This window comes from Streptomyces anulatus (assembly GCF_014650675.1).
In the GTDB taxonomy this organism is placed as follows: Bacteria; Actinomycetota; Actinomycetes; order Streptomycetales; family Streptomycetaceae; genus Streptomyces; species Streptomyces anulatus.
In genome coordinates this window covers 164,946-187,713 of record NZ_BMVK01000018.1, presented here as the reverse complement: position 1 = coordinate 187,713, position 22,768 = coordinate 164,946, and the positions used below count along the sequence as shown (strand labels likewise).

Genomic DNA, 22,768 nt, shown 5'->3' with positions numbered 1-22,768 from the left:
CCGCGAAGCCGCCCATGCAGCTGGGCCGGGTGTAGCGGACGTGGACGTCGCGGCGGGCTTCGGCGGGGAATCGCATGCCGGAAGCGTGCCCGCCCGGCGGACGCCAGGGCAACAGGATTCGGACTGGGGTGCCCTGGCGGGATCTGCTCGGCCTAGTTGTCGAACCAGACCACCAGACGGACGTTTTCGGCCCCGTGCCGCTTGGCGAGCACGGTCATCACCGACCACACGTCACCCCATTCTTCGTCACGCACCACCTGGCGTCGGGTGAGGAGTCTTTCGGGCCCGGCCGGACCTCCGAATGATCCCGTGCTGCCCCAGTCTGCCCCTTCCAGTTCGGCCCAACTGATCCACGACGGGCTGTGCGAGTCCTCCCGTTCCCACTCGAAGGCGCGCGTTACAGCGCGGGAGGCGTCTCGCGGGAAGCCGCGTTGTGCCGCGAGCGGCTCGAAGGGCCCCCCTCGGACGCCGAAGAGACAGCCGAAGGCTTCGTAGGACCGGCGGTCGTAGACGTGATCCAGGGCGATCGCGGGGTGCCAGCGGAAGAGCAGCTCGTCGTCATCGGGCTCCGAGCTGTCGATATAGCTGTTCCGGATCTCGATGAATCCATGGATATCCGTGCCCATGAAGCCGATCATGGCAGGCCTGCCAGATCGCTGACCAGCAGATATCGCTGCCGAGGCACGGCTCACTGCTCATCGAAGCCGTCCAGGACCGCGCCCGGCGGCGGTACGGAACCGACGTCATCAAATCCGCGGCCCTCGACTAGTGCTCTGACCGGGAACTGGGTCATTCGCGCTCGGAGGCGGCGGCGAGGTGGCGGCGGCAGAGATCGGCAGCAGTGAGGTGGGGCTTGTGCAGCGCGTCGCTGTAGAGCCGCATCTCACGGGCCGCTCGGTCCAGGTGCTGCCAGAAGGCGAGCGGCAGGTCGAGGTCATCGCCGACGTCGACCAGGCAGTCGAAGGCGAGTCCCAACTCGTTGTGCTCCAAGAACTCGAGCGTGCCTGCGAGATCGGTGTCCGGCTGGCCCGCCAGGTGGGACCGGGCGTCGTCGAGGTGGCCACGGGTCCGGTTCCAGCTGGCGTGGAGCGCCTCACGATTAACGGTCATGGTGTCAGTGTTGCTGGTGCTGTTCGCCAGGTCACGCTGCTTTCGCCGGCCGACCGCCCCAGCGGACGCCCTTCTCGCGGCGGGACTGTCCTACTCGGCCGGCAGACGGAGCATCGGTTCGAAGGCCGCGTCCTCCTCGCCCTCGACCGAAGGGAGGAAGCCGTCCGGGACGGTGCGGGCGGCCGTAGTGAGGAGGCGGGCCAGGACCTCGGGCTCGGTGGCCGGGGGGAGGCGGAGGGCGGCGAGGAGGCGGTCGCGGACCTCGGGGTGGTCCGGGTTGTCCTCAAGGTAGTCGGCGTTGAGCGCGGGAGGACGGAAGCCGGCCAGGGCGTCGTGCCAGAAGGGGAGGACGATGGCCAGGGTCAGGGCCTCGGCAAGGGACTCAGCGATGAGAGAAGCCTGGCCCTCGGAATCGGTGTAGAGGACGGGGCGGACACGGTCGGAGCCGGCCGGGCCGCAGAGGTAGTGGGTGCCTCCCGCGTTGCAGCCGGCCACCGGCTCCACCGGGAGACCGGTCGGCAGGGCGATCGACTCGATGGGGTCGGTCCGTGTGAGGTCGAACTCACCGTCGCAGGCGAGGTACGCCTCGACCTCGGGGTCGGCGGCGATCCGGCGGAGCAGGGCCTCGTCGGAGAGGGCGGCCGGGTTGAGGCCGCAGGCGGCTTCGGGGGTCAGGGGGTGGCCCGCGAGGACGCGGCGGACGGTGTCGAGGGGGACGGGACGCCCGTAGTCCTCCTCGAAGTGCGCCTGAACGGCCTCGGGAGAGCGGTCGGTGAGGAGGCGGAAGAGGTGCCCGGAGCCGTCCGGATCCGGGCTGCCCGAGGGGAAAACGATGCCCGATCCGGTGCGCCAGGCGCTGCCGCCGGTCTCCCACCACAGGCAGACGGTGACCCGCGGGGCGCCGAGGCCCTCGTCGACGAAGGCCGGGTCGTCCAGGAGCGGGCGCAGCGCGGCGGGCACCTCGTCGATGACACCGGGCCAGACCTGTTCGTCGTCCGTGCCGTACGGGCTCATCTCCGACTCGTGGTCGAAGCCGCGGACGAGCACACCGGCCGGGGTGAAGAGGACGGAGAAGTCGTCACCCGAGCCGTTGTCCATCAGGGCCGCCTCCGTCCCAGGCCCCCAGGTGGTGGAGAAGGAGTAGCGGGAGAACCGCGGGTCGCGGCAGATCGCCTGGTCCAGCACGGCCAGCGCACGCAGGTACACGCGGAGCTCTGCAGGGTCCGGGAGGAGGGCGGCGGTCGTGTGCACGGTGTCCATGGGCTCATGTAAGCAGCCGGCACTGACATCCAGGGCGGCGGTTCGGTCACACCTGCTCGCTCACACAGGGAACGAAAAGCCCAGCTCACGCAGGCGGGGCAAGCACACTGCGAGGCATTGCTCCACAGACGCGGCATCGGTTCGCACAAGGACGTCCTCGCGCAACGGCGCTCCACTGGCGACGAAGGTCCAAGGCTTGCCCCTCACTGCCATCCGCTCAGCGTCGGCCTTGAACAGCACCGTTACGCCCTGTTCAGCCAATGCTTCCATAATCGCGACGACGTCCACCTGCATTCTCCCCTCCCGAAACGCTTCGAACGCGCCATCGGACGAACATACTCGCTCCGGGCCGGACCCTGGACACCGCCCGCATGACCCAAAGTGACCGATCGGGGCGCTCTGAGCTGAAATACGCGACACCTCGACATGCGAGCTCACCAGTCCCGAGGCCGCAGCCAGCACCTCGACCACGAGCCCGATGACGAGCCGATGTACGTCTCGCCCGCCTCGGTAAGGTGCTCGCCTTCTACCGGGGCGACGGCCAGAAGCGCGCCGAGCCGGGCGGCCAGAACCGCGTTCAGTGGCGCGGACGAGCGGGACCGGTCTTCTCCGGCCGGGAGGACCGCGAGACGGCGCGGGCGGCGGCGGGGCCCGACGGAGCCGACCACCTGCGCGTCCGTCGTGTCCGCGTGCCGGATCTTGCGCCTCAACTGCACCATCCGGAAAACCACTGGTGCTCGGACCGCATAGGTTCACCGGATTGCTCAGGCCGCAGCCGCCTTGCACTCGGACGCGCTCGGCCACCACACCTCCTGCGGTCGGATCGGGCATCACCGCACATCCAACCGCCACAACCGGCCAGCCTGGCGAATGCCCTCGGCAGAGGATTACTTGTCGCGCATGGCTTCGATCTCGGCAGCCAGCACGGCCACGTCGCGTGCCCGCGTGTACTGTACGGGCGGGCGGCCAGGGCGCGGGCCCGGTCCAGCGAGGAGGCGGCGCGGGCCTGGACCGCCCCGAAATCAATGCGGCCCCCGCGCCAGGTGACTGCCTCTCCGTCGCAGGTGGTCCCCGGAAGCAGCTGCTGCATGGCCGGGACGGCAAGGTCCATCCAGTGCGAGGTGACGATCCGGCCCGTACAGGAGTAGCAGATCACCCCGTCCTCGATGCGCCGGAGAATCATCCGGTGTCCGTCCACCTTGACCTCGAAATGCCAGTTGGGGCCGGTCGGCGGGGTCGGCACGGCGCGGGCCAGGGAGGGCCGGATCGGGTACTCCACGCCCCCGACCCTGACCCGTCCGGCCGGGTCAGGCATCCGCGCCGCAAGCCGGACTCACTCTTCGCCGACCGCAGGTACGACCACGGCATCTACCGCGACCAGGTCCGGCAACGCCGCATCGTCCCGGCAACCGCCCGCCGCGGCACCGGACTGGGCACGAAGTGACCAGCCTCGGCTCTCAGGGCATGGGATCGGGGATCGAATCCTGGACGACTTCAGGAACGCGGCAAGAAGCGAGCGATCTCCGTTGCCACCTCCTCGGGGACAACTGACGGCGCGAAGTGCATCTGGTCAGGGAACGTCGTGTAGGTGACGTGGGGCAGTGCGGTCGCGAGCCGGTCTAGCGTTGCCGGCATCGGCTGCCAGGTGTCGGCGCCCCGCATCAGCAGGGTTGGGGTGGTGACTGCGGACCAGCGTTCCACTTCCACCGAGTCGGCGGCCATCGATTCGAGGTCACGGCACCAGCCGGGCGCGTCGGCGAATTCACTGTCGTCGTGCTCGCCCGCATCCATGAGGTCCAACAGCTCGGCCGGGACGCGGGCCACCTTCTCCGCTAGCAGCCGATCGGCCCGCCGCCGGTCACCGTGTGCGGTCAGGTCCTCGAACTCGGCCAGTACAGGGCCCAGTTCCTCGCCGGCTGCGTACAGCGGCGGCTCCCACAGCACCAGCGAGCGAACCGGCAGTCCGGCTGCCGTGGCGTGCAGGGCGACGGTGGCGCCATAGGACATGCCGACCAGATGCACGGGACACCCGATCTTGTCGATCAGCGCCTTCAGGTCCCCCACCTCGTCGGCGAAGCGCTTCGGTGACCTGCCTGGTCCGCTCGGGGCGTACCCGCGCCGGGCAGGTGTCCACAGTTCGAACCGGTCGGCGAGTCGTTGAGCCACCGGCTGCCAAGAGTGCAGGCCGCCGCCGGAGCCATGGACCATGACGACCGGCGGACCAGAGCCGAGCCGTTGCCAGCCAATGGCGGTCCCATCGAAGGACTCAAACGATTCAAAAGACCCGAAGGACTCTGACAACTCGATCACGCTCGACATGCCAGGACCGTCGCACGGTCCGTCCAGACCGGTCCACCGAATTTCCGCAGCATACGCAGCCGCCCTCGGTCCGACTGCATGATCCGCCGGACAGACCCTAGACGGTCCCGCAGCCACAAGAGCGCCCTGGGGCTGCGGAGTCCTGCGGGCTGGCGCTCGCCGACGGTCGGCAGGGCGCTCCTGGTCCGCTGTGGTGGCGGGTGCAGTTCATCTGCCCGGAAACGTGGGGGTGCGGCGAGTATCCAGAGGCCGAGGAGCAGTGCGCCCGCGCCGGTGACGAGGAGGGCCGTCTGCAGAACGAGGAGCCACCAATGCGTTCGCCGTCGCGGCCCGGGCGGGGTGGCTACCGGCATGGGCGGGCGCAGGCCCAGAGTTCGGTGGGGTCGGTGAGGAGTCCGGTGTCGGCGGTGAACGTGCCGAGCGAGCGGTCGGCGGTCAGGATCGCGTCGCAGAGGGGGCATCGCCAGCCCTTCGCCTGCTCGAACGTGACGCGCTCCAGGTCCACGCCCGGAAGCGCGGTCCGGGGTTGCTGAGTGGTGGCCGTCTGCCGGGGGTTCCTGGTCTGCGTTGCCGTTGTGGGTGAGGTAGAGGTCGCGGAACGCGGTCGTGAGGGTCGCGACGGTGTGCCAGTAGACGTACGGGGCGCGGTGGCTGGTCTGCGGGGTCGGGCGTACGGATACGTCGAGGTTGCGTTCGGCGACGCGGTACAGGTTGCGTACGGCGATGCCGCCGCTCTCCTGTTCGTCGTGGCCGTAGTCGTAGTCCATGAACCGGCTCAGGTGCTGGACGAGGGCGTCGGTCCCGGCGTCGATGACGCTGCGCGGCGGGAGTTCGATGCGTCGGGACAGTGCGTGGTCGACGTCGCGTTGCACCGTGTCGTGGTCCGGGGGCCTCACTTCGGCATGTTCCGCTGGTCGGTTCATCGTTGGCTCCTTGTTGTCCCGCACGTCAGCACCCCGGGTGTGGCCCCCGACCCTGTCCGGGACGTCGCCCGTTGCTGGTGGTGATGCGGCGCCGGACGGCGCCCCGGAGGCGCGGGGTGAGTGCGCGTCAGGTCGGTCCAGCGGGAAGCTTTCGATGGCCCGGTCCACGGCTTCGTACAGAGCGGCGTCCCAGGCGCGGTTGGCGACTTCGCGTCCGGCTCCGTCCCGTGTCTCGTCCTCTCCGGTGGTCTCGTCCCAGTCCAGGTCCAGGTTGGTCAGCGTCATCCGCGTCCGGACCAGGTCGGCGGGCCGACCACTGAGTTCCTGTGCGGCACGGCGGAGGTTGCCCTGGACAACCTCGGCATAGCGGGCGCGGGTCGCCATCACGCTGCGCTGGCCGGGGTCCGCGAGCTGGGAGGCGGTGTCCAGGTCCACCGGGGCGACCGGGTCGTTGTCGATCACGGAGCGCTGGGTGCCCCACTCGATCGCGGCGAAGACGGCGCGCAGTCGGGTGTCCGGTCTGATGACGGCTCGCTCGGCGGCCTCGACCGCATGCCGCAGGGCGGTGTTGGTATGCGGGCGGTCCGTGGAGGGGGCCAGGATCAAGGCGGCCGCCCACAGCTTGAGCACGCCCAGGTCCTCGTTCGTGAACCGCATCGGAGTGCGGCCTCGGCCGTTCGCCCGGGTGCTCCAGGCGGTCATCGGGTCGTAAGCCTGGGCCAGGTCCAGCACCTGCCCTGGATGCGGTCGCCGTCGTGAAGCGCGAAGCGGTCCACGCCGCCGCCGTCCTCGGCCGGCGGGCACAGGCGTACCCGCCGGGTCGAACTGGTGATCTTGGTCGTGAACCCGTCTACCAGAGGCCTTCTTCACGCCCGCAGCCGGGGTCGCCCCTCCAACCACCCGTCAGGTCGGAAATGGCTCAGTGCCACGGGGGGTCTTTCGGTGCGCTGGGCGATGCCGTGGCATTGTTCGAGCCGGTTCACGACAGCGCTTCGATCCGCTCCTGGTGCTCCTCACCCCATTCCCCGAGGGGCATGAGGGCGGTAACAAGGGATCGGCCGAAGTCGGTCAGCGAGTACTCGACCTTGGGCGGCACCTGCTCATGCACCTCGCGGTGCACAAGACCGGCCGCCTCCAGTTCGCGCAACTGCAGGGTGAGCATTCGCTCGCTGATCCCCGCCACGGTCCGCCGCAACTGCCCAAATCGCAGTGACTCTTCCTCTCCGAGCCAGAAGAGAATCAGTCCCTTCCACTTCCCGCCCATGACGGCGATGGCGGCATCGAACCCGCAGGTGTACTTCGCCACGACAGCTCCCTGACTGCGACCACTAACAAAAATGTCGGTACTTGTAGAACGTATCGTGCCAGCCGAGCATGGTGATCACCAACTCCCCAAGGAGGTGGGCAAGATGCCTACACATATTCCCGTAACGGTCATCGGCCTCGGCGCCATGGGCAGCGCCCTCGCGACGGCCTTCGTTGAAGCCGGGCACTCAACAACGGTGTGGAACAGAACCGCCTCTCGCGCGGCACCCCTGGTCGAGGCGGGCGCGACTCGGGCGGACTCGTTGGCGACGGCGATAGCGGCGAGCCCGCTGATCGTCACGGTGCTGACGACGCACGAGGCCACGGAGGAGGTGCTGGCCCCGGTCGCGCACGAGCTCAAGGGCCGCGCCCTGGTCACCTTGAACAGCGGCTCCCCGGCAGGCGCCCGCCGCCTGGCCGCATGGGCGGAGAGGCAAGGGGCCCGCTACCTCGGCGGGGCGATCAAGAACGTCCCGCCGGCGGTGGGCGCGGCGGACACCCTGCTGTATTACGGCGGCGAGGAATCAGTCTTCGCGGAGTACGAGCAGACCCTCCGCGTCCTGGGCGGCGACACGGTGTACCTGGGCGCAGACCCGGACCTGGCCGCGCTTTACGAGATGGCGGTGGGCGGCACGCTGCTGCCGGCGCTCGTCGGCTTCTTCCAGGGAGCGGCGGCGCTGCAGTCACGAGGGCTGGAGGCGGCGTCGATGGTCCGCTTCGCGGTGAAGTGGTTCGAGATGATCAGCTCGGTGCTTCCCGCCATGGCCCAGGAAATCGACAGCGGCGACTACAGCAAGCCCCTGTCAACGGTGAACATCTTCGCGGTGGGCGCGGCCCATGATGCAGAGCTGGGGATGGAGGCGAACCTGGACGTGCAGTGGCACAAGCCTTTCCACGACTTGCTGAACCAAGCGGTGGAGTCCGGCCGGGGCGAGGAGAGCATCGCGTCACTGACAGAGCTGCTGAAGGGGAAGCCCTAATGGATCACAAGGTGATCCATTAGAAGATTGCGGCGAGGTGGAGTGCGGTCAGGTAGAGCACGGCGGATTGTCGGTGCGTAGGGAGAGGCCGCGCCAGTGAGCTGTTTCCAACCTGACGGCGCCGGCCGCATGTTGGACGGATCTACGGAACGACGAAGCTCCTGGTAGACGGGTTCACGACCAAGATCCACCGTTACCAGGAGCTTCGCGTGCTTGTCTACCCGTCCGGAATCGATCTGTACAGCCGCGCCCTGCGGTACCTGGCCGGACGACTCGCTGCACGACGAGGGGAGATCGGGGCCCGGCGGCGGCGTCTGACCGCCGGCCCTCAGGCTCTCCTCGCCCTGGACCATCTGCGGTGCGGCGACACCTACGCCCAGCTCGCCGCCGGGTTCGGGATCGCCCCGGCCACCCGGAACTCGGGCTCCTCGATCCGAGGCGAACAGCCCTCCTGGAGAGGGAACAAGCAGCTCAAACGGGCCTTCTTCCTCTCCGCGTTCGCCATCCCCATAGCACCGTACGAGAGGAGGGCGGCGACGACATCGCCGGGCGGCGGGGTGATGCCGTCGGCGAGGTAGCGCACGTGATCGTCCTCAGCTTGTTCTTTAACCTCGATCGGTCAGGTGAGCATGTCTAGGTAGCGAGAAGCTTTCCGAAAGTGATCCTCCTCAATGTGCCCGGAGGGGATCATGTCGCTATGACCAACGAAGACGCTGCGAACGCGCAGTCAAGGTTCTTGACGATCACGGCGGAAAGCCTGGCCGATGCCGGCTTGGAGTCGCAGGTGGGGTCGTGGATCGGCGACGGTCCCAAGGAGGCCATCAGCGCCGAGCAGATCGTTACGGTTCTCGGTGAGGACCAGCTCGCCCAAGCCGCAGAAGATCTGGGAAAGGAGCCCGCCGACATTGCCGCTGACCTCGCCGCCCGACTTCCCGGGCTTGTCGAGGCTGCCGCGCCCAACGACCGGACCGCTTCCGACGGCGGAAGCGGGTTCCCCGGTTTCCAGGTCCGGATCGCGCCGACCAGCCAGCTGAGTCTGAACGACGAGGTGGCGATCGACGGCTCGGTGACCGTCACCGTCCGTTATCTCTAATACCTGTTTTTGATTCTTGCGGTCAGGTGCCAGCGCTTTGGCGGCTTCCGGTTGTCGAGGGCCGTCTGTCAGAGCTCGATCTTTCAAACGCGAAGCAGGTAGGTCCGGACAGCCCTCGGTGTCGGTCTGGTGGCTCGTGCGACGTACACGGCCCCCTGACCGATCTCGGTCAGGGGGCCGCGGGGAGTACTTGGTGGGGATCAGCTGGGCTGGTCGCCGGTGTAGCGGAAGATGTCCCCTGCGCTGTTGATGTGCCAGGCGGTGCCGTCGGCGCCGGCAGCGATGTCGGTGGCGGTGCCGGGAATCTTGACCCAGGGGTTGCCGCCGCTGGCGTCGTTGTTGGTGTACCGGTAGATGCTGCCGGCCGGGTCGACGCCCCACACGTTGGTCCGGGAGCCCACCGCGATCCGCTTCAGGCTTCCGTTGACGTCCGCCCACGGATCAGAAGGGTCCTGGTCCCCGGTGTACCGGTAGACCCGGTTGCTGCTGTTGACCCCCCAGACGGTGCCGTCCGCCGCCGCGCCGATGTCACTGAGCGAGCCAGGGATCTTGAGCCACGGGTTGGCGTCGTGGTTCGTGTACCGGTAGATGCTGCCGGCGGAGTCGACGCCCCACACGTTCGTCCGGGAGCCCGCATCGATGCGGACCAGGCTGCCGTTGATGCCCAGCCAGTTCGTCGTGCTCTGGTCTCCGGTGTACCGGTAGATCTGGTTGCCGCTGTTGACCCCCCAGACGGTGCCGTCGGCCGCCGCGCCGATGTCGCTCAAGCCTCCCGGGATGTTGATCCAGGGGCTACCGTCGTAGTTCGTGTAGTGGTAGATCGCGCTCGCCGCGTTCACACCCCACACCGTCGTCCTGGACCCCGCCGAGATGGCCGAGAGACTTCCCGCGACCTTCACCCAGTCCGCCATGATGCAATCACCCTTCTTTGACCGGCATTTGTCACCATCCTGAGCGAACTGGGCGCGCCTAAGAGGGGCGTGACTGCTTGGCCTGGTGCGGGACCAGCCGGAAAACGTCGGTTTCAGTTCCTGCCTGCCTTGCAGGCCAGCGGTGGAGGCACCTCGGTTGCCGAGATTGCGACCGGAAGAGCTGTCACTCCCGTCGGGGATGGACACGAGATGCGGTTCGTGCGTTTGGTCCTCTTCGCCGGGAGATGGGCTAACCGGTCGTCGTTGGAGTTCTGACCGCCTCCGCGGTGCTCCCGCCCTCGCCCTGTGTGCCGGTTGCGGTAACGGATGCTGCGGCCTCGACCGAGGAAAATCGACTGGGGCCTGCGGCACTGTGACGCGGGGAGGATCAGCCCGCCGGGACGAGCTCCACGGCCGCCGGGTTCTTCTTGCCCCGGCGCAGCACCAGCCAGCGGCCGTGCAGCAACTCCCCGGCGGGCGGTGCGACTTCGCCGTCGACGACCTTCACATTGTTCACGTAGGCGCCGCCCTCCCTGACCGTGCGGCGCGCACCCGACTTGCTGGGCGCCAGACCGACCTCCACCAGCAGGTCCACCAGCGGACCCAGCTCGGCCAGGTCGCCCTGATGTCTATAGAACGTCCTCGCCCGCTGGCCCGGGAAGGGCAGCAGACGAGGACGTCCACGCCGATCTGAGCGCGGACCGCCTCCGGTCCCCGGCCGGGGGCCGGAGGCGGTCCGGGAACGCTCAGAAGTACGGCTCCTAGCTGTTCTTGCCGCTGCGCACCAGCGCTGCGATCACGCCCGGTGCCACGGCAATCGCGACCACGAGCAACGCCAGCAGAGCGGGCGAGGGCCCGTCATAGCCGGAGCTCGTTTCCACCGTTGCGCCGTAAAGGACCGCACCAAGTATCAAGAGCACGGAGATACCGGTGACGCCTCTGGCCCAAGCCTTCTGTGCCGAGGGACTGGGCCTTCGCACCAGCCCGATCACCAGCCAGACCACAGCGAAAACCAACAGAAGCAAACCAATGCCCATCGGGCCCCCAACTAAGATGCACAGCACGAAAATTGGTGTCACGCGCACTGAGCTGTTTCACCACCCCGGGACCGTCGACAGCCAGCCGTAGTCCGAGCCTGCCCCGTGCACTCCACCGGCGCGGACAGCCGGATCCTCCGTACGAACGGGCGCCTGCTTATCGGCCCGCCGTCTTCGGGACCGGGGCCGGGTCGATCAAGTTGGAGCCGGTGACGATCGCGGGTGCGGCCGAACCTCTTCCTGCCTGGGTCCGGGCCTGTGCGGATGCGCTGCCACTGCGGATGCCAGCGGCAGGGCGGCGCCCGCTGCGACCAGTGCGATCTTGATGCTCACGATTGCGTGCCTCCCTTATGCGGATTCTCTAGAGCGCAGATCATCACGCCGGGTCCGCCCTGGGATGAACCTAGGCTGACGGCGGCACACCACATGTGCCGTTCGTGCACGGTTCTTGACCAGGCGTGCGGGGCGGAGCGAGCACCACAGCGGTTGCCCCTGTCCCTGTTTTCAGGTACGGCACATTCCTGACGACTCCGTTGCACGGGTGACCGAGTCCTGCCATGGTGATGCCCCACTGGGCTCCTGGTCGAAGGACGGTTTTTTGGGGGGAAGGCACGGTAGCGACGAGATCAGAGCCCCTGGACCGAACCGGTCCGGTCAACACCGTTCCCACCGTCGGAGGTGCGCCTCGTGAGCCCGGTCCTGGACACAACGTTCCTACCGTCGCGGGACCGGGAGGAGGCGGTGCGGCAAGCAGTGTGGGATTCCGTCGTGAAGATCGACATCGCTCACCACCTGCCGCCCAAGAATCTCTCGGTCCGCATCGGGTTGGAGACCGTCGGGCCCATCGGGGTCTGCTCCGCGCGGGCGACCGCGCTGACCATCAAACGGACACAGCGACTGGCGCGGGAGACCGAGGAACCGGCCGTCTTCCTCGGTCTGCAGATGTCGGGCACCAGCCTGGTGGTGCAGAACGGCCGCCAGGCTCTGCTGAGACCGGGAGACTTCGCCCTCTACGACACGAGTACCCCCTACACACTTGTCTTTGACGAGGGTGTCGACCAGCACTTCCTCCGTTTCCCTCGATCAGCACTCGCGCTTCCCGAGCGGTCGCTGCGCGAGATCACGGCAGTCACCCTCGGCACCGACAACCCCCTCGCGCGCCTCGCTTCCAACTACTTTTCCCAACTGGCCGTCAGCGACAAGCTGCGCCGAGGCAGGTACGCCGAGGCGGTCACGGAGCCGAGCGTCGAACTGCTCCGTTCCGTCGTAGCCTCCCAACTCGGGAACTCCGACCTGGGCCGGGCCCCGCTGCAGGCGACACTCAGCCTGCGGATCATGGGGTATGTCCGGGCGCACTTGGCCGATCACGATCTGTCGGCCGCGCGGATCGCCGCTGCGCACGGTATCTCGGTACGTCACCTCTACGCAGTGCTGGCCCGATCGGGTGTCAGCCTGGGGGACTGGATACGGACGCACCGTCTGGCGGAGTGCAAGCGGGAACTGACCGGCCCCGAGGGCCGGCACCGGACCATCGCGGCCACAGGCCGCAGATGGGGCTTCGTAGACGCCACGCACTTCAGCAGGGTGTTCAAGCAGGCCTATGGTGTCTCCCCCCGGACCTGGCGTGACCAGAACAGGGCGGGGGTTGACCTCGAGTCCTGAACACGGGTTATGCGGCTGGTGCCCACGCGACACCGTCCGGGCGTGCGGCGTAGTCGAGGACAACGCGGACGTCTCCCTTCAGCAGGTCCTCCAGCTGATCCTTGGGGACCTCGACCTGGCCGGGTAACGCACACTTACACGGCCTGCTGGCCCAGCAGTGTTAAGCACGGCGATCGTGGTCGGGGCGGTGGTGATCGCGCTCGTACGGCGGAGGTGCCAGTGGCCCGGCGCCGCGGTGGAGGGGCCGGTCGCCTGGACCGGCGGCGCACCGGACGACGACTGAACCGGCCTGCCGCCAGGGGCCGAGCCTGTCGCTTCGTGCCTGTACCGGTACGGGCACGGTGGCGCATCGTACTGGCGTACGAGCGGGATTCCGCTTCTGCGCGATGGCGGGTTCGATCGTCGTCGATGTCATGAACGTGCCTCGGCCCCGGACCTGGCGCAGCAGACCCTTCTCGATCAGCGTGGTCAGAGCTCTGCGCAGCGTGCCGCGGCTGACACCGAACTCCTGGGCCAGCTCCGGCTCGCTCTTGAGGTGGTAGTGCGGCGGCCACTCGCCACTGCGATCCGCAACCGGATGTGTTCCGAAATCTGAACGTGGATCACCGTGGGGACGTCAGTCACATGATCGGCCGGACAGCCCTTAACGCGCGCACGCGTGAAGCGGTCCACCAAGGGCACCGCTCGGCGGGCTCGGACTCAGATGCCCACGCGCACCCCCACCACCCGGATCCGGAACGGCCACCTCAAGCTCCGACGCTTTGAGCCCTGGATCTACGCAGGCCGTCTTTGCGGTGGCATCGCACACGCCACGTTGGCATCATCACGTTGGAGCACCCGAAAGCCATCCCTCAAGATCAAAAGCACCGCATCAATGAACTGACAACTAGTCAGAATACTCAGCAAGCAGTCAGCACCAGCACCGCCACAAGGCGCGGCAAGCCGCCACGGACCGCCAAGATCCACAACTGGCTATCCCCATGCTGACCTGCAAAAACGCAGGTCGCGAAGCCCCCCGCTACGCTCACCAGGAGATCGGCATGAAAATGCTCATCAACGTTCCCGAGACCGTGGTCGCCGATGCTCTGCGGGGCATCGCGGCCGCGCATCCCGAGCTGACCGTCGATGTGGAGAACCGGGTCGTCACCCGGCGGGACGCGCCCGTGGCGGGAAAGGTGGGCCTCGTCTCCGGGGGCGGTTCCGGGCACGAGCCGCTGCACGCCGGGTTCGTCGGGCCCGGGATGCTGTCGGCCGCCTGCCCCGGGGAGGTGTTCACCTCCCCCGTGCCGGACCAGATGCTGCGGGCGGCGGCAGCCGTGGACAGCGGGGCGGGGGTGCTGTTCGTCGTGAAGAACTACACCGGTGACGTCCTCAACTTCGAGATGGCCGCAGAGCTCGCCGACGACGAGGGGATCCAGGTCGCCCAGGTGATCGTGGACGACGACGTGGCCGTCAGCGACAGTACGTTCACCGCCGGGCGGCGCGGTACGGGAGCGACGCTGTTCGTCGAGAAGATCGCCGGAGCCCTGGCGGACGAGGGCGCTCCGCTGGAGCGGGTGGCCGCCGTCGCGCGGCAGGTGAACGGGGCCTCGCGCAGCTTCGGGGTGGCGCTCGGCGCCGTCACCACTCCGGCCAAGGGCAGCCCCACCTTCGATCTTCCCGCAGGGGAACTGGAGTTGGGCATCGGCATCCATGGCGAGCCGGGGCGTGAGCGGCGTCCGATGATGACGTCCGGGGAGATCGCCGACTTCGCCGTGAACGCGGTGCTGGAGGACCTGCGGCCCACCGGCCCGGTGCTCGCGCTGGTGAACGGCATGGGGGCGACTCCGCTGCTGGAGCTGTACGGGTTCAATGCCGAGGTCCACCGGGTCCTGTCCGAGCGGGGCGTCCCGGTGGCTCGTACGCTCGTCGGGAACTACGTGACGTCGCTCGACATGGCAGGCTGTTCGGTGACGTTGTGCCAGGTCGACGAGGAGCTGTTGCGACTGTGGGACGCGCCCGTGCGGACGGCCGCGCTCCGCTGGGGCTGCTGAGCGCCGACGGGATCCCGTGACCGGGTGCGAATCCGGCGCGGGGCCGGCCGTACAGCCCGTGCCGCCGCCGGGACGACCCGTTCCGGGTGGGACCGAGGAACAGGAGATCATGTGCTCGACACCGACTTCTTCCGCCGCTGGATGACCGCTGTCGCGGCGTCCGTGGAGCGTGAGGCGAACCATCTGACCGAGCTGGACTCGGCGATCGGGGACGCCGATCACGGCAGTAACCTCCAGCGCGGCTTCACGGCGGTGACGGAGGTGCTGGAGAAGGACTCCCCCGCCACCCCCGGTGCGGTGCTCACCCTGGCCGGACGGCAGCTCATCTCCACCGTGGGCGGGGCGTCCGGACCGCTGTACGGGACGCTGCTGCGCCGTACGGGCAAGGCGCTCGGGGACGACGACGAGGTGACACAGGACCAGCTCGCCCGGGCGTTCGCCGCCGGGGTCGCCGCGGTGGGACAGCTGGGCGGCGCCCAGGCCGGGGACAAGACGATGCTCGACGCGCTGCTGCCCGCGGCGGAGGCCCTCGCCACCTCGTTCGACGGCGCCGCGAACGCGGCCCGTGAGGGCGCCGAGGCGACGGTGCCGTTGCAGGCGCGCAAGGGCCGGGCCAGCTATCTCGGCGAGCGCAGCATCGGGCACCAGGACCCGGGCGCGACCTCGTCGGCGCTGCTGGTCGAGGCCCTGGCGGCGACGGCGGCGGACGGAGCGGGCGCGTGAGCGGCACACGGCAGGTGGGCATCGTGCTGGTCTCCCACAGCGGTCCGGTCGCCGAGTCGGTCGCCGAGCTGGCGCGGGGCCTCGCCGCCGGAGGGGTGACCGCTCCGGTCGCCCCGGCAGGCGGGCTGCCCAACGGTGGGCTCGGGACGAGCGCGGAGCTGATCGGCCGGGCCGCCGCCTCGGTGGACCGGGGTGCGGGTGTCGCGGTCCTGGTGGACCTGGGAAGCGCGGTCCTCACGGTGAAGGCCATGCTCGCCGAGGGCGACGAGCTGCCCGAGGACACGCGGCTGGTGGACGCGCCGTTCGTGGAGGGCGCGGTGGCAGCCGTGGTGACCGCCTCGGCGGGCGGCGACCTCGCGGCGGTGGAGGCCGCGGCCTCGGAGGCGTACGGCTACCGCAAGACGTAGCGCTTCCCTCCGGATAGGGCCGGGCCCGCATGGCGCCCCGCACCGCGCCGCAGCAGACTTGACGACATGTCGACAAGCAGGCGCAGTGCGGGGCTTCTTCTCTTCCGGGTCACGGAGGGCGTGGACGGGCGGGATGTCGAGGTGCTGATCGGGCACATGGGCGGGCCGTTCTGGGCGGGGCGGGAGGCGGCCGCCTGGTCGGTGCCGAAGGGCGAGTACGGACCGGAGGAGGACGCGGCGGCCGCCGCCCGCCGGGAGTTCGTGGAGGAGCTGGGGGTCCCGGTCCCGCCGGGCGAGTGGATCGCGCTGGGCGAGTCACGGCAGCGCAGCGGCAAGACGGTGACCGTCTGGGCCCTGGAGGCGGAGCTGGACGTGGCGTCCGTCGTGCCCGGGACGTTCACGATGGAGTGGCCGCGCGGGTCCGGCGTGCAGCAGGAGTTCCCGGAGATGGACCGGTTCGCCTGGTGCACGCCGGAGCTGGCCGCCGAGCGGCTGATCGTCGGTCAGCGGGTGTTCGTCGACCGGCTGCGCGCTCAGGTGCGGGGGACGGCCGCCTCCCCCGACGCATAGGCGGGCTCCGCGGCCGCCGGGCGGCCTGCCCTCAGTTCCAGTACGTCGCCGGTGAAGCGGGCCCGGAAACTGCGGTCGTGCGAGACGACGACGACCGCGCCCGGGTACTGGTCGAGGGCCTGTTCCAGCTCCTCGACCAGGCTCAGCGCGATGTGGTTCGTCGGCTCGTCCAGCACCAGCAGATCGGCCGGCCGCGTCACCAGGCGGGCCAGGGCCAGCCTGCGTTGCTGCCCGACGGAGAGGGACGCGACGGGCACGTCGAGGTCCTCGGGGCGGAACAGCCCGAGGGCCAGGAGTTCGTCGGCGTACTCGTCGGGGAAGCCGGGGCGGCCCGCCGCGAAGGTGGCGAGCAGGGTGCGCCGGGTCGGGCGAGCGGGCAGTTCCTGCGGGAGGTAGCCGACACGGGCCCGGCGGGTGACCGTGCCCGTGTCGGGGGTCAGGTCACCGGCGAGGACCCGCAGCAGGGTGGTCTTCCCGGCCCCGTTCTCACCGGTCACCAGGAGGCGGGCTCCCGAGGCCACGCGCAGGGAGGGGAGGCGGAGTCGCTCCCCGACGGAGACGGCGTCCAGCTCCACCAGGGGCCTCGCGCGGTCCCCCGTCCCGGTCCCGGTGGCGGTTCCGTCGCGGTCCCCCGTCCCGGCCCCGGTAGCGGTCCTCACGCTGTCCGGCGTGCCGGTTCCGTCGCGGTCCGCCGTCCCGGTCCCGTCGGTGACGGCCGGGCGGCCGGTGAAGGCGAGCGGGCGGGGCGGGGGCGGCACCGGTGACCTGCGCAGGGCGTCCAGCCGGGTCCGGGCGGCCCTGACCTGGCCGGACAGTTTGGCCTCGTGCGAGCGGCGGTGCTTGCCGAAGCCCTGCTTCGGGTCCCCTCCGGTGGCCGCGAGCCGCGCTCCGGCCGCTTCGACGAGTTCCTCGGTGCGGGCCAGATCCGTCAGGTACTCCTCGTGCTCCTGGGCCCAGCGGCGGCGGGCGGCGGCCTTGGCGGTGCGATAGCCCTCCCAGCCGTCCCCGTACCGGGTGACCGTGCGCAGGTCCCGGTCGACCTCCAGGATCACCGAGGTGACGCGCTCCAGGAACGCCCGGTCGTGGGTGATCGCCACGACGGTGCCCCGGTGGCCGCGCAGATGGTCCTCCAGCCAGCCGACGGCGCGGGCGTCGAGGTGGTTGGTCGGCTCGTCGAGCAGCAGCAGTTCGGGGGCGGCGGCCAGGACGCAGGCGAGGGCGAGCCGGGACTGCTCGCCGCCGGAGAGCGTGGCGAGAGCACGGTCGCGGGTGAGGTGGGCGAGGCCGAGTCCGTGCAGAGCCGCTTCGGTGCGGGCGTCCGCCCGGTAGCCGTCGCGGTCCTCGTAGGCGGTGAGGAGGTCTCCGTACGCGGCGAGCTCCTCGTCGGTCGGCCCCGGGTCGCCGGGCTTCCGCTCCGAGAGACCGGCCTCGGCCTCACGGATACGGTGTTCGAGGTCGCGCAGTTCGGCGAGGGCCGCGTCGACGGCGTCCTGCACGGTGTCGGCCGGGTCGAGGTCGAGGGTCTGGGCGAGATAGCCGGTGCCGCCGGGGAAGCGGACGGTGATCTCACCGGTGTCCGGTTGTTCCACTCCGGCCAGCAGCCGGAGCAGCGTGGACTTTCCGGAGCCGTTCTCGCCGATGACGGCGGTCTTCTCACCGGGCCGGACGGTGAGGGTCACCTGGTCGAGTACGGAGCGGTCCCCGTACGCCTTGGAGACGTCCTTCATGGCCAGTTGAGCGCGGTCGCGCTGGGGGTGCATGGGTGCCTTTTCCCTGGGTGACGGCCCGCGAAGGCGCGCGTGGAGGCGCGGCGGCGGGGCGTGGATGCCGGACGGCGGAGGGGACGGCGGCGGGTGCGCGCGGTGACGTCGACGTCACCGGGGCGTCTCAGAGGGACGCGCGGTGCGGCGCGCTGCGGCCGTCCGGGCCGGGGATCAGCGGAAGAAGTAGAAGCGGTACGAACCCATGCCGGCCAGTCTAACGGCGGCCGGCCTCCCGGTGCCGTGTATTTTCCGTCCGCCCCGGCGGCGCGGCCGCCGGGAAGGACCCGGGGGGGGCGCCGCCGGGGCGGACGGACGGACGTTCGGCGCCGGGGCGGACCGGGAGGTTCAACCGCCTGGTGCGGGAGGGGTTCAGCCGTGCGTACGGGGTGGCTTCAACCGACGGGTACGGGAAGGGTTCAGCCGTGCGTACGGAGCGGCTTCAACCGACGGGTACGGGAAAGGTTCAGCCGTGCGTACGGGGCGGCCTCAGCCGCTCGGGAGGATGACGGCCCGGCCGTTGATCCTGCCGTCGTGGAGGCGCTCGTAGGCGAGCGGGGCCTCATCGAGGGTGTACGTCTCCACGTGGACGTCCACCGCTCCGGCGTGGGCCAGGTCGAGGACCTCGGCGAGTTCCTTGCGCGAGCCCCAGTAGGGCGCGCACACGTTGGCGCCGTACGGGAGCGTCCCGAAGCCGACCGGGAGCGCACCGCCGCCGATGCCGACGATGGTGACGTCGCCGTCGACGCGGGCGACGGCTCCGGCGGTCGCCACGGTGGGCGGCGCTCCGACGAAGTCGAGGACCACGTGGGCGCCGAGTCCGCCGGTCAGTTCCATGACACGGGCGGCCGCCTTCTCGTCGGAGAGGACGGCTTCGTGCGCGCCGACGGTCCTGGCCAGGGCGAGCTTGTCCTCGGTGACGTCGAGGGCGATCACCCGGGCGGCCGTCATGGCGCGCAGCAGCTGGATCGCGACGTGGCCGAGGCCGCCGGTGCCGATGACGACGGCCGTGGAACCGGGAACGAGCTTCGCCAGGGAACGCACGATCGCGTGGTACGGGGTCAGTCCGGCGTCGGTGAGGGGCACCGTCTTCGCCGGGTCGAGGTCGCCGATCGGGATCAGGTGGCGGGGATCGTCGACGATCATGTACTCGGCCATCGCGCCGGGTGCGCCGAGTCCGGGCGGCATGATGCCGAGCTCCTTGGCGCGCAGGCAGTAGTTCTCCTTGCCTTCGGCGCAGTTCACACAGGTGCCGCAGCCCCAGGGCCCGTACACCGCGACGGAGTCGCCGAGGGCGAAGCCGTCGACGCCGTCACCGAGGGCGGCAACCGTGCCGACGCCCTCGTGCCCCAGGGTGAGGGGCAGCGGGAAGGGTATCTGGTCGGCGGGCCAGCTCATCACGGCGATGTCGGAGTGGCAGACGCCGGCGGCGGTGACCTTCAGCAGGACCTGGCCGGGGCCGGGCTCGGGGTCCGGGACGGTGACCACCTCGGGGGCGGCGCCGACGGCTCGGTACTGAACGGCTTTCATGGGGTCTCCTCGCTTCTTCCTTGTTTCGCTCTGTCGCCCCGTGCTTCTTTTGTCGCCCCCGTGTCCCCCGCGCGCCACTCGGGCTCCGTCACGGGGCGGAGTAGCCGCCGTCCACCAGGTGGTAGCTGCCGTGGATGAAGGAGGCCTTGTCGGAGAGCAGGAAGGCGGCGAGTTCGGCGACCTCCTCGGCGGTGCCGAGCCGTCCGGCCGGGTGCAGGGAGACCAGGTGCTCGCGGGCCCCCGGGTCGGTGTTCCGCAGGAGCGGGGTGTCGATGAAGCCGGGGCCGACCGCGTTGATCCGGACGTTCTGCCCGGCGTACTCGAGCGCGGCGGTCTTGGTGAGGCCGACGACGCCGTGCTTGGCCGCGACGTAGGCGGGCGACCCCGCGAAGCCGTTGGTGCCGAGGATGGAGGACATGTTGACGATCGCGCCGCCGCCCGCCGCGACGATGGCGGGCAGTTCGTGGCGCATCGAGTGGAAGACGCCGCTGAGGTTGGTGGCGACGACGCGGTTCCAGTCCTCGACCGGGTACTCGCCGGTGGGGCTGCTGGGGCCCGCGATGCCGGCGTTGTTGACGGCGAGGTGGAGGGCGCCGAAGGTGTCCACCGCGAATCGCACGCCCGCTTCGACGGAGGCGGGGTCGGTGACGTCCATCGCGACGGCTGCGGCCCTGGCTCCGGTGCTCTCCAGCTCGGCCGCGGCCTTGCGTGCGCTCTCCTCGTCGTAGTCGGCGACGACGACCGCCGCGCCGCCGGCGGCGAGCCGCCGGGCCAGGGCGAGGCCGATACCGGAGGCGCCGCCGGTGATGAGAGCGGTGCGGCCCGCGAACTCGGCCTGGGCTTCGGCCTTCGCCTCGGGTGCGGGGGTGGTGCTGTGCTCGGTGGTCATGAGGTTGCCTCGGTTCCTTCTGCTTCTTCTGCGGTGCTGGTGGTGCGGGTGGTGCTGGTGATGCCCCGGTGCTGTTCCGGGGCGCCCGGGTGTTGTTCCGGAGCGTCCAGGTGCCGTTCCGGAGCGGGGCGCGGTTCGCCGAGCAGGTCGGCGGAGAGCGCGTCGAACGCCTCGGCGACCAGTGCGGGCAGGGCGTCCGGGCGGCCTCCGCGCACCCAGGCGGCCTGGGCGGCGAGCAGTGCGCCCGCTCCCGCGGCGACGGTCACGGCGGGCCGGATGTCCTGCCGCGGGTCGACGCCGAGCCGGTCCGCGACGATGGCGACCGAGTCCTCCTGGGCGTCCACCCGGATGTGGTGGAAGACGGCGTAGAGGGTCGGCTCCTCCTCGGCGACGACCAGCAGGTCGAAGATCCGGGGGCGGCGGTGCCAGGGCTCCGCCCCGGGATCGGCGAGCCAGTCGAGGACGGCCCGCCGGTAGGCGAGGAGCGGGGGTTCCGGGGCCGGCCGGGCGCGCAGGGCCGCGTTGATGCGGTCCCCGTCGCCCCGCAGGGAGTCGAGGGCGGCGGCCTCCTTGCTCGTGAAGTACCGGCTGAACGTACGGCGGTCGACGTCCGCGGCCTCCGCGATCTCCTCGACCGTCACGTTCCGCAGCCCCCGGTCGAGCACCAGCTCGAACGCGGCCTGCGCCAGGGTGTCGCGGGTGCGGCGCGCCTTGCGGCTGCGCCGTTCCGGGATCTTCCGTTCCGGAGTCATATGTGCACCGTACACCTGAAAATGTCCCCACGCGACATTCGTCTCGTGGGGACATCAGGGAAGCCTGCCGCGGGCGCGCGGCGCGCGCTCAGACCGCGGCGGTCCGCCGCTCGTTCTCGCCCGCGTCGGCGTCATCGCCGGGTGCGCGAACGCCGGGAACCACAGCGCCGGGAGGGGCCACGCGGGAAGCGGCGTCGCCGGGCGCCGCGGGCCGACGCCTGCCGTCGGCGGGGGTGTGCAGCAGGGCGAGCGCGGCGATGTCGTCGCGCCGGACGCCTCCGGAGAAGTCCTCCAGATCGACGTGGAGCGCGTCGAGCAGTTCGCGCGGCCCGTGCCCGGCCCAGGCCCCGATCCGCTCGTCCAGCGGGTAGAACGCGCCGGCGGCGTCCCGGGCCTCGGTCACCCCGTCGGTGACGACGAGGAGCGTCGCGCCCGGCGGGAGGTCGAAGGACTCGGTCGTACGGGTCTCCTGGCTCAGTCCGGCGAGGCCGAGGGGGACGTACGTCCGGTGGAGCGTGACGGCCGATGACCGGCCGTCGTGCAGCAGGCGCGGCGGCAGGTGCCCGCAGTTCACGGCCTCCACCCGGCCGCCCTCGTCGAACCCGAGGACGAGCGCGGTCACGAAGCGTTCGGCCTCACCCGTCTGGGCGGAGAACACGTTGTGCCGGACGACTGCGGCCTCCAGCGCCTCCACCACTCCGGTGAGCGTGGGTTCGCGGATGGCCGCCTCACGGAACGCGGCGATGGCCGCGAAACCGGCGCCGATGGCCGCGAGCCCCTTGCCCTGGACATCCCCGATGATCACCCGGGTCCCGTAGGGCGACTCGACGACCTCGTAGATGTCCCCGCCGACGAAGCGGTCCTCCTCGATCGGCTCGTAGAGCCCGTGCGCGATGACGTGGTCGGTACCGACCGGCAGCGGCCGCAGGATCTGGCGCTGCAGGGTGACGGCGGCGGACCGCAGCCGCGCCATCTCGGTGGCGTGCCGGATCCGCGCCGCGCAGGCGGCGACCCCGAGGGCACAGGCCAGTACGGCGAATCCGATGCCGAAGACGAAGTCCCAGAAAGTGCCGTCGGCACCGACCCGGAATCCGACGACGACCGTGGTGATCCACACCGCGATCCAGATGGTCTGGCGGAGGCTGCAGTAGACGGAGGCCAGTGCGGGGACGACCACGAGCAGCGGCACGACCCGCAGGTCGTTGCCGGTGCTGACGTCGAGGAGCACGACGAGTACGGTCAGCAGCGCGAGACCGCCGACCAGTGCCCAGTTGCCGATCCGGCTCCGGGACACCGTCGCGACGCCGGCGTCCGCACCGGGCGCGGCAGCACCCCCGTGCCGTACCGCGTTCCGCTTCAGTGCCATGTCCAGCAACCTCATGGGCACGGCCTGTCCTCCCGCTGGTCTCTCGGTGCCGCCCGCAGTTTCGGACGGTCCCTTCCAGTGGACCGGGTGGCGGGCGTCCGCGCAGGAGGGCATAGGGCCCGGGGCGGCCGCCAAAGG

The 22,768-nt window shown here is 70.2% G+C and carries 24 protein-coding genes and 4 pseudogenes; 10 read left to right on the top strand and 18 right to left on the bottom strand.

Annotation, left to right across the window (positions count from 1 at the left end; translation table 11 throughout):
• Positions 1–152 precede the first annotated feature (152 nt).
• The 6 genes from IE272_RS32430 to IE272_RS39380 form a co-directional block, all read right to left on the bottom strand.
• Positions 153–638 carry a hypothetical protein gene (locus IE272_RS32430; protein WP_229897876.1) on the bottom strand — a complete coding sequence of 162 codons (486 nt, stop codon included), beginning with the start codon at positions 636–638 and terminating at the stop codon, positions 153–155.
• Positions 639–789: 151 nt separating this feature from the next.
• Complete coding sequence (locus tag IE272_RS32425) at positions 790–1,110, bottom strand: MafI family immunity protein (RefSeq protein WP_190009299.1); 321 nt, start codon at positions 1,108–1,110, stop codon at positions 790–792.
• Positions 1,111–1,200: 90 nt separating this feature from the next.
• Entirely contained in the window at positions 1,201–2,370 is a 1,170-nt protein-coding gene (locus IE272_RS32420) for a hypothetical protein (protein ID WP_190009296.1), read from the bottom strand.
• Positions 2,371–2,430: 60 nt separating this feature from the next.
• On the bottom strand, positions 2,431–2,664 hold the full coding sequence (locus IE272_RS32415) for a hypothetical protein (RefSeq protein ID WP_050361443.1): 234 nt from the start codon (positions 2,662–2,664) through the stop codon (positions 2,431–2,433).
• A gap of 140 nt (positions 2,665–2,804) precedes the next feature.
• Positions 2,805–3,089 carry a hypothetical protein gene (locus tag IE272_RS32410; protein WP_143202842.1) on the bottom strand — a complete coding sequence of 95 codons (285 nt, stop codon included), beginning with the start codon at positions 3,087–3,089 and terminating at the stop codon, positions 2,805–2,807.
• A complete protein-coding gene (locus IE272_RS39380) occupies positions 3,077–3,553 on the bottom strand; it encodes a DNA ligase-like domain-containing protein (protein WP_373304224.1) in 477 nt (158 codons plus the stop codon). Before IE272_RS39380 ends, IE272_RS32410 begins: the two co-directional genes overlap by 13 nt.
• A gap of 123 nt (positions 3,554–3,676) precedes the next feature.
• Here IE272_RS39380 and IE272_RS32405 point away from each other — a divergent pair.
• A pseudogene (locus IE272_RS32405) lies at positions 3,677–3,796 on the top strand (IS5/IS1182 family transposase); the annotation flags it as partial.
• Positions 3,797–3,864: 68 nt separating this feature from the next.
• Here the strand turns inward: IE272_RS32405 and IE272_RS32400 are convergent.
• From IE272_RS32400 to IE272_RS32390, 3 genes are all read right to left on the bottom strand, one after another.
• Positions 3,865–4,689 carry an alpha/beta fold hydrolase gene (locus IE272_RS32400; RefSeq protein WP_190009295.1) on the bottom strand — a complete coding sequence of 275 codons (825 nt, stop codon included), beginning with the start codon at positions 4,687–4,689 and terminating at the stop codon, positions 3,865–3,867.
• Positions 4,677–6,344, bottom strand: coding sequence for a hypothetical protein (locus IE272_RS32395; RefSeq protein ID WP_190009293.1), 1,668 nt, complete (start codon positions 6,342–6,344; stop codon positions 4,677–4,679). Before IE272_RS32395 ends, IE272_RS32400 begins: the two co-directional genes overlap by 13 nt.
• 247 nt (positions 6,345–6,591) lie before the next feature.
• Positions 6,592–6,918 carry a winged helix-turn-helix transcriptional regulator gene (locus IE272_RS32390; protein WP_050361439.1) on the bottom strand — a complete coding sequence of 109 codons (327 nt, stop codon included), beginning with the start codon at positions 6,916–6,918 and terminating at the stop codon, positions 6,592–6,594.
• 103 nt (positions 6,919–7,021) lie between these two features.
• Here IE272_RS32390 and IE272_RS32385 point away from each other — a divergent pair, with 103 nt between their 5' ends.
• From IE272_RS32385 to IE272_RS32375, 3 genes and pseudogenes are all read left to right on the top strand, one after another.
• Positions 7,022–7,897 (top strand): NAD(P)-dependent oxidoreductase, encoded by an 876-nt coding sequence (locus tag IE272_RS32385; protein WP_190009292.1) that lies wholly within the window; start codon positions 7,022–7,024, stop codon positions 7,895–7,897.
• Between the two features lie 209 nt (positions 7,898–8,106).
• A pseudogene (locus IE272_RS39180) lies at positions 8,107–8,424 on the top strand (transposase); the annotation flags it as partial.
• Positions 8,425–8,594: 170 nt separating this feature from the next.
• Positions 8,595–8,990 carry a YidB family protein gene (locus IE272_RS32375; protein ID WP_190009288.1) on the top strand — a complete coding sequence of 132 codons (396 nt, stop codon included), beginning with the start codon at positions 8,595–8,597 and terminating at the stop codon, positions 8,988–8,990.
• A gap of 200 nt (positions 8,991–9,190) precedes the next feature.
• Here IE272_RS32375 and IE272_RS32370 read toward each other — a convergent pair whose 3' ends face one another.
• The 3 genes and pseudogenes from IE272_RS32370 to IE272_RS32360 form a co-directional block, all read right to left on the bottom strand.
• Positions 9,191–9,901, bottom strand: a complete 711-nt coding sequence (locus tag IE272_RS32370) for a tectonin domain-containing protein (protein WP_050362591.1) — start codon at positions 9,899–9,901, stop codon at positions 9,191–9,193.
• A gap of 388 nt (positions 9,902–10,289) precedes the next feature.
• A pseudogene (locus IE272_RS32365) lies at positions 10,290–10,517 on the bottom strand (S4 domain-containing protein); the annotation flags it as partial.
• A gap of 145 nt (positions 10,518–10,662) precedes the next feature.
• Positions 10,663–10,938, bottom strand: a complete 276-nt coding sequence (locus IE272_RS32360) for a hypothetical protein (protein ID WP_057661103.1) — start codon at positions 10,936–10,938, stop codon at positions 10,663–10,665.
• Between the two features lie 687 nt (positions 10,939–11,625).
• Between IE272_RS32360 and IE272_RS32355 the strand changes: the two genes are divergently transcribed.
• On the top strand, positions 11,626–12,600 hold the full coding sequence (locus IE272_RS32355; protein WP_190009286.1) for an AraC-like ligand-binding domain-containing protein: 975 nt from the start codon (positions 11,626–11,628) through the stop codon (positions 12,598–12,600).
• 157 nt (positions 12,601–12,757) lie between these two features.
• Positions 12,758–12,883, top strand: coding sequence for a hypothetical protein (locus IE272_RS39175; RefSeq protein WP_257140704.1), 126 nt, complete (start codon positions 12,758–12,760; stop codon positions 12,881–12,883).
• A 177-nt stretch (positions 12,884–13,060) separates the two neighbouring features.
• Here the strand turns inward: IE272_RS39175 and IE272_RS38925 are convergent.
• Positions 13,061–13,117, bottom strand: a pseudogene (locus IE272_RS38925) (hypothetical protein); the annotation flags it as partial.
• A gap of 523 nt (positions 13,118–13,640) precedes the next feature.
• Between IE272_RS38925 and dhaK the strand changes: the two are divergent.
• From dhaK to IE272_RS32330, 4 genes are all read left to right on the top strand, one after another.
• Complete coding sequence (dhaK, locus tag IE272_RS32345; protein WP_050362595.1) at positions 13,641–14,633, top strand: dihydroxyacetone kinase subunit DhaK; 993 nt, start codon at positions 13,641–13,643, stop codon at positions 14,631–14,633.
• 111 nt (positions 14,634–14,744) lie between these two features.
• Positions 14,745–15,356 (top strand): dihydroxyacetone kinase subunit DhaL, encoded by a 612-nt coding sequence (dhaL, locus tag IE272_RS32340; protein WP_190009284.1) that lies wholly within the window; start codon positions 14,745–14,747, stop codon positions 15,354–15,356.
• Complete coding sequence (locus IE272_RS32335) at positions 15,353–15,763, top strand: PTS-dependent dihydroxyacetone kinase phosphotransferase subunit DhaM (RefSeq protein WP_007454357.1); 411 nt, start codon at positions 15,353–15,355, stop codon at positions 15,761–15,763. Before dhaL ends, IE272_RS32335 begins: the two co-directional genes overlap by 4 nt.
• A 66-nt stretch (positions 15,764–15,829) precedes the next feature.
• The gene (locus tag IE272_RS32330) at positions 15,830–16,333 is read left to right on the top strand and encodes an NUDIX hydrolase (protein ID WP_050362597.1); all 504 of its coding nucleotides are present in this window, start codon (positions 15,830–15,832) and stop codon (positions 16,331–16,333) included.
• On the opposite strand, the gene IE272_RS32325 is transcribed toward IE272_RS32330, so the two are convergent.
• The 5 genes from IE272_RS32325 to IE272_RS32305 all read right to left on the bottom strand — a co-directional run bounded on the left by IE272_RS32325 (position 16,297) and on the right by IE272_RS32305 (position 22,630).
• Entirely contained in the window at positions 16,297–18,093 is a 1,797-nt protein-coding gene (locus tag IE272_RS32325) for an ABC-F family ATP-binding cassette domain-containing protein (protein WP_190009282.1), read from the bottom strand. The genes IE272_RS32330 and IE272_RS32325 overlap by 37 nt on opposite strands.
• Before the next feature lie 489 nt (positions 18,094–18,582).
• The gene (locus tag IE272_RS32320; protein WP_050362599.1) at positions 18,583–19,623 is read right to left on the bottom strand and encodes an NAD(P)-dependent alcohol dehydrogenase; all 1,041 of its coding nucleotides are present in this window, start codon (positions 19,621–19,623) and stop codon (positions 18,583–18,585) included.
• A gap of 88 nt (positions 19,624–19,711) precedes the next feature.
• Positions 19,712–20,512 carry an SDR family NAD(P)-dependent oxidoreductase gene (locus tag IE272_RS32315; RefSeq protein WP_190009280.1) on the bottom strand — a complete coding sequence of 267 codons (801 nt, stop codon included), beginning with the start codon at positions 20,510–20,512 and terminating at the stop codon, positions 19,712–19,714.
• The gene (locus tag IE272_RS32310) at positions 20,509–21,264 is read right to left on the bottom strand and encodes a TetR family transcriptional regulator (protein ID WP_098893576.1); all 756 of its coding nucleotides are present in this window, start codon (positions 21,262–21,264) and stop codon (positions 20,509–20,511) included. The genes IE272_RS32315 and IE272_RS32310 overlap by 4 nt, the downstream gene beginning before the upstream one ends.
• 88 nt (positions 21,265–21,352) lie before the next feature.
• The gene (locus IE272_RS32305; RefSeq protein ID WP_050362602.1) at positions 21,353–22,630 is read right to left on the bottom strand and encodes a PP2C family protein-serine/threonine phosphatase; all 1,278 of its coding nucleotides are present in this window, start codon (positions 22,628–22,630) and stop codon (positions 21,353–21,355) included.
• Positions 22,631–22,768 lie beyond the last annotated feature (138 nt).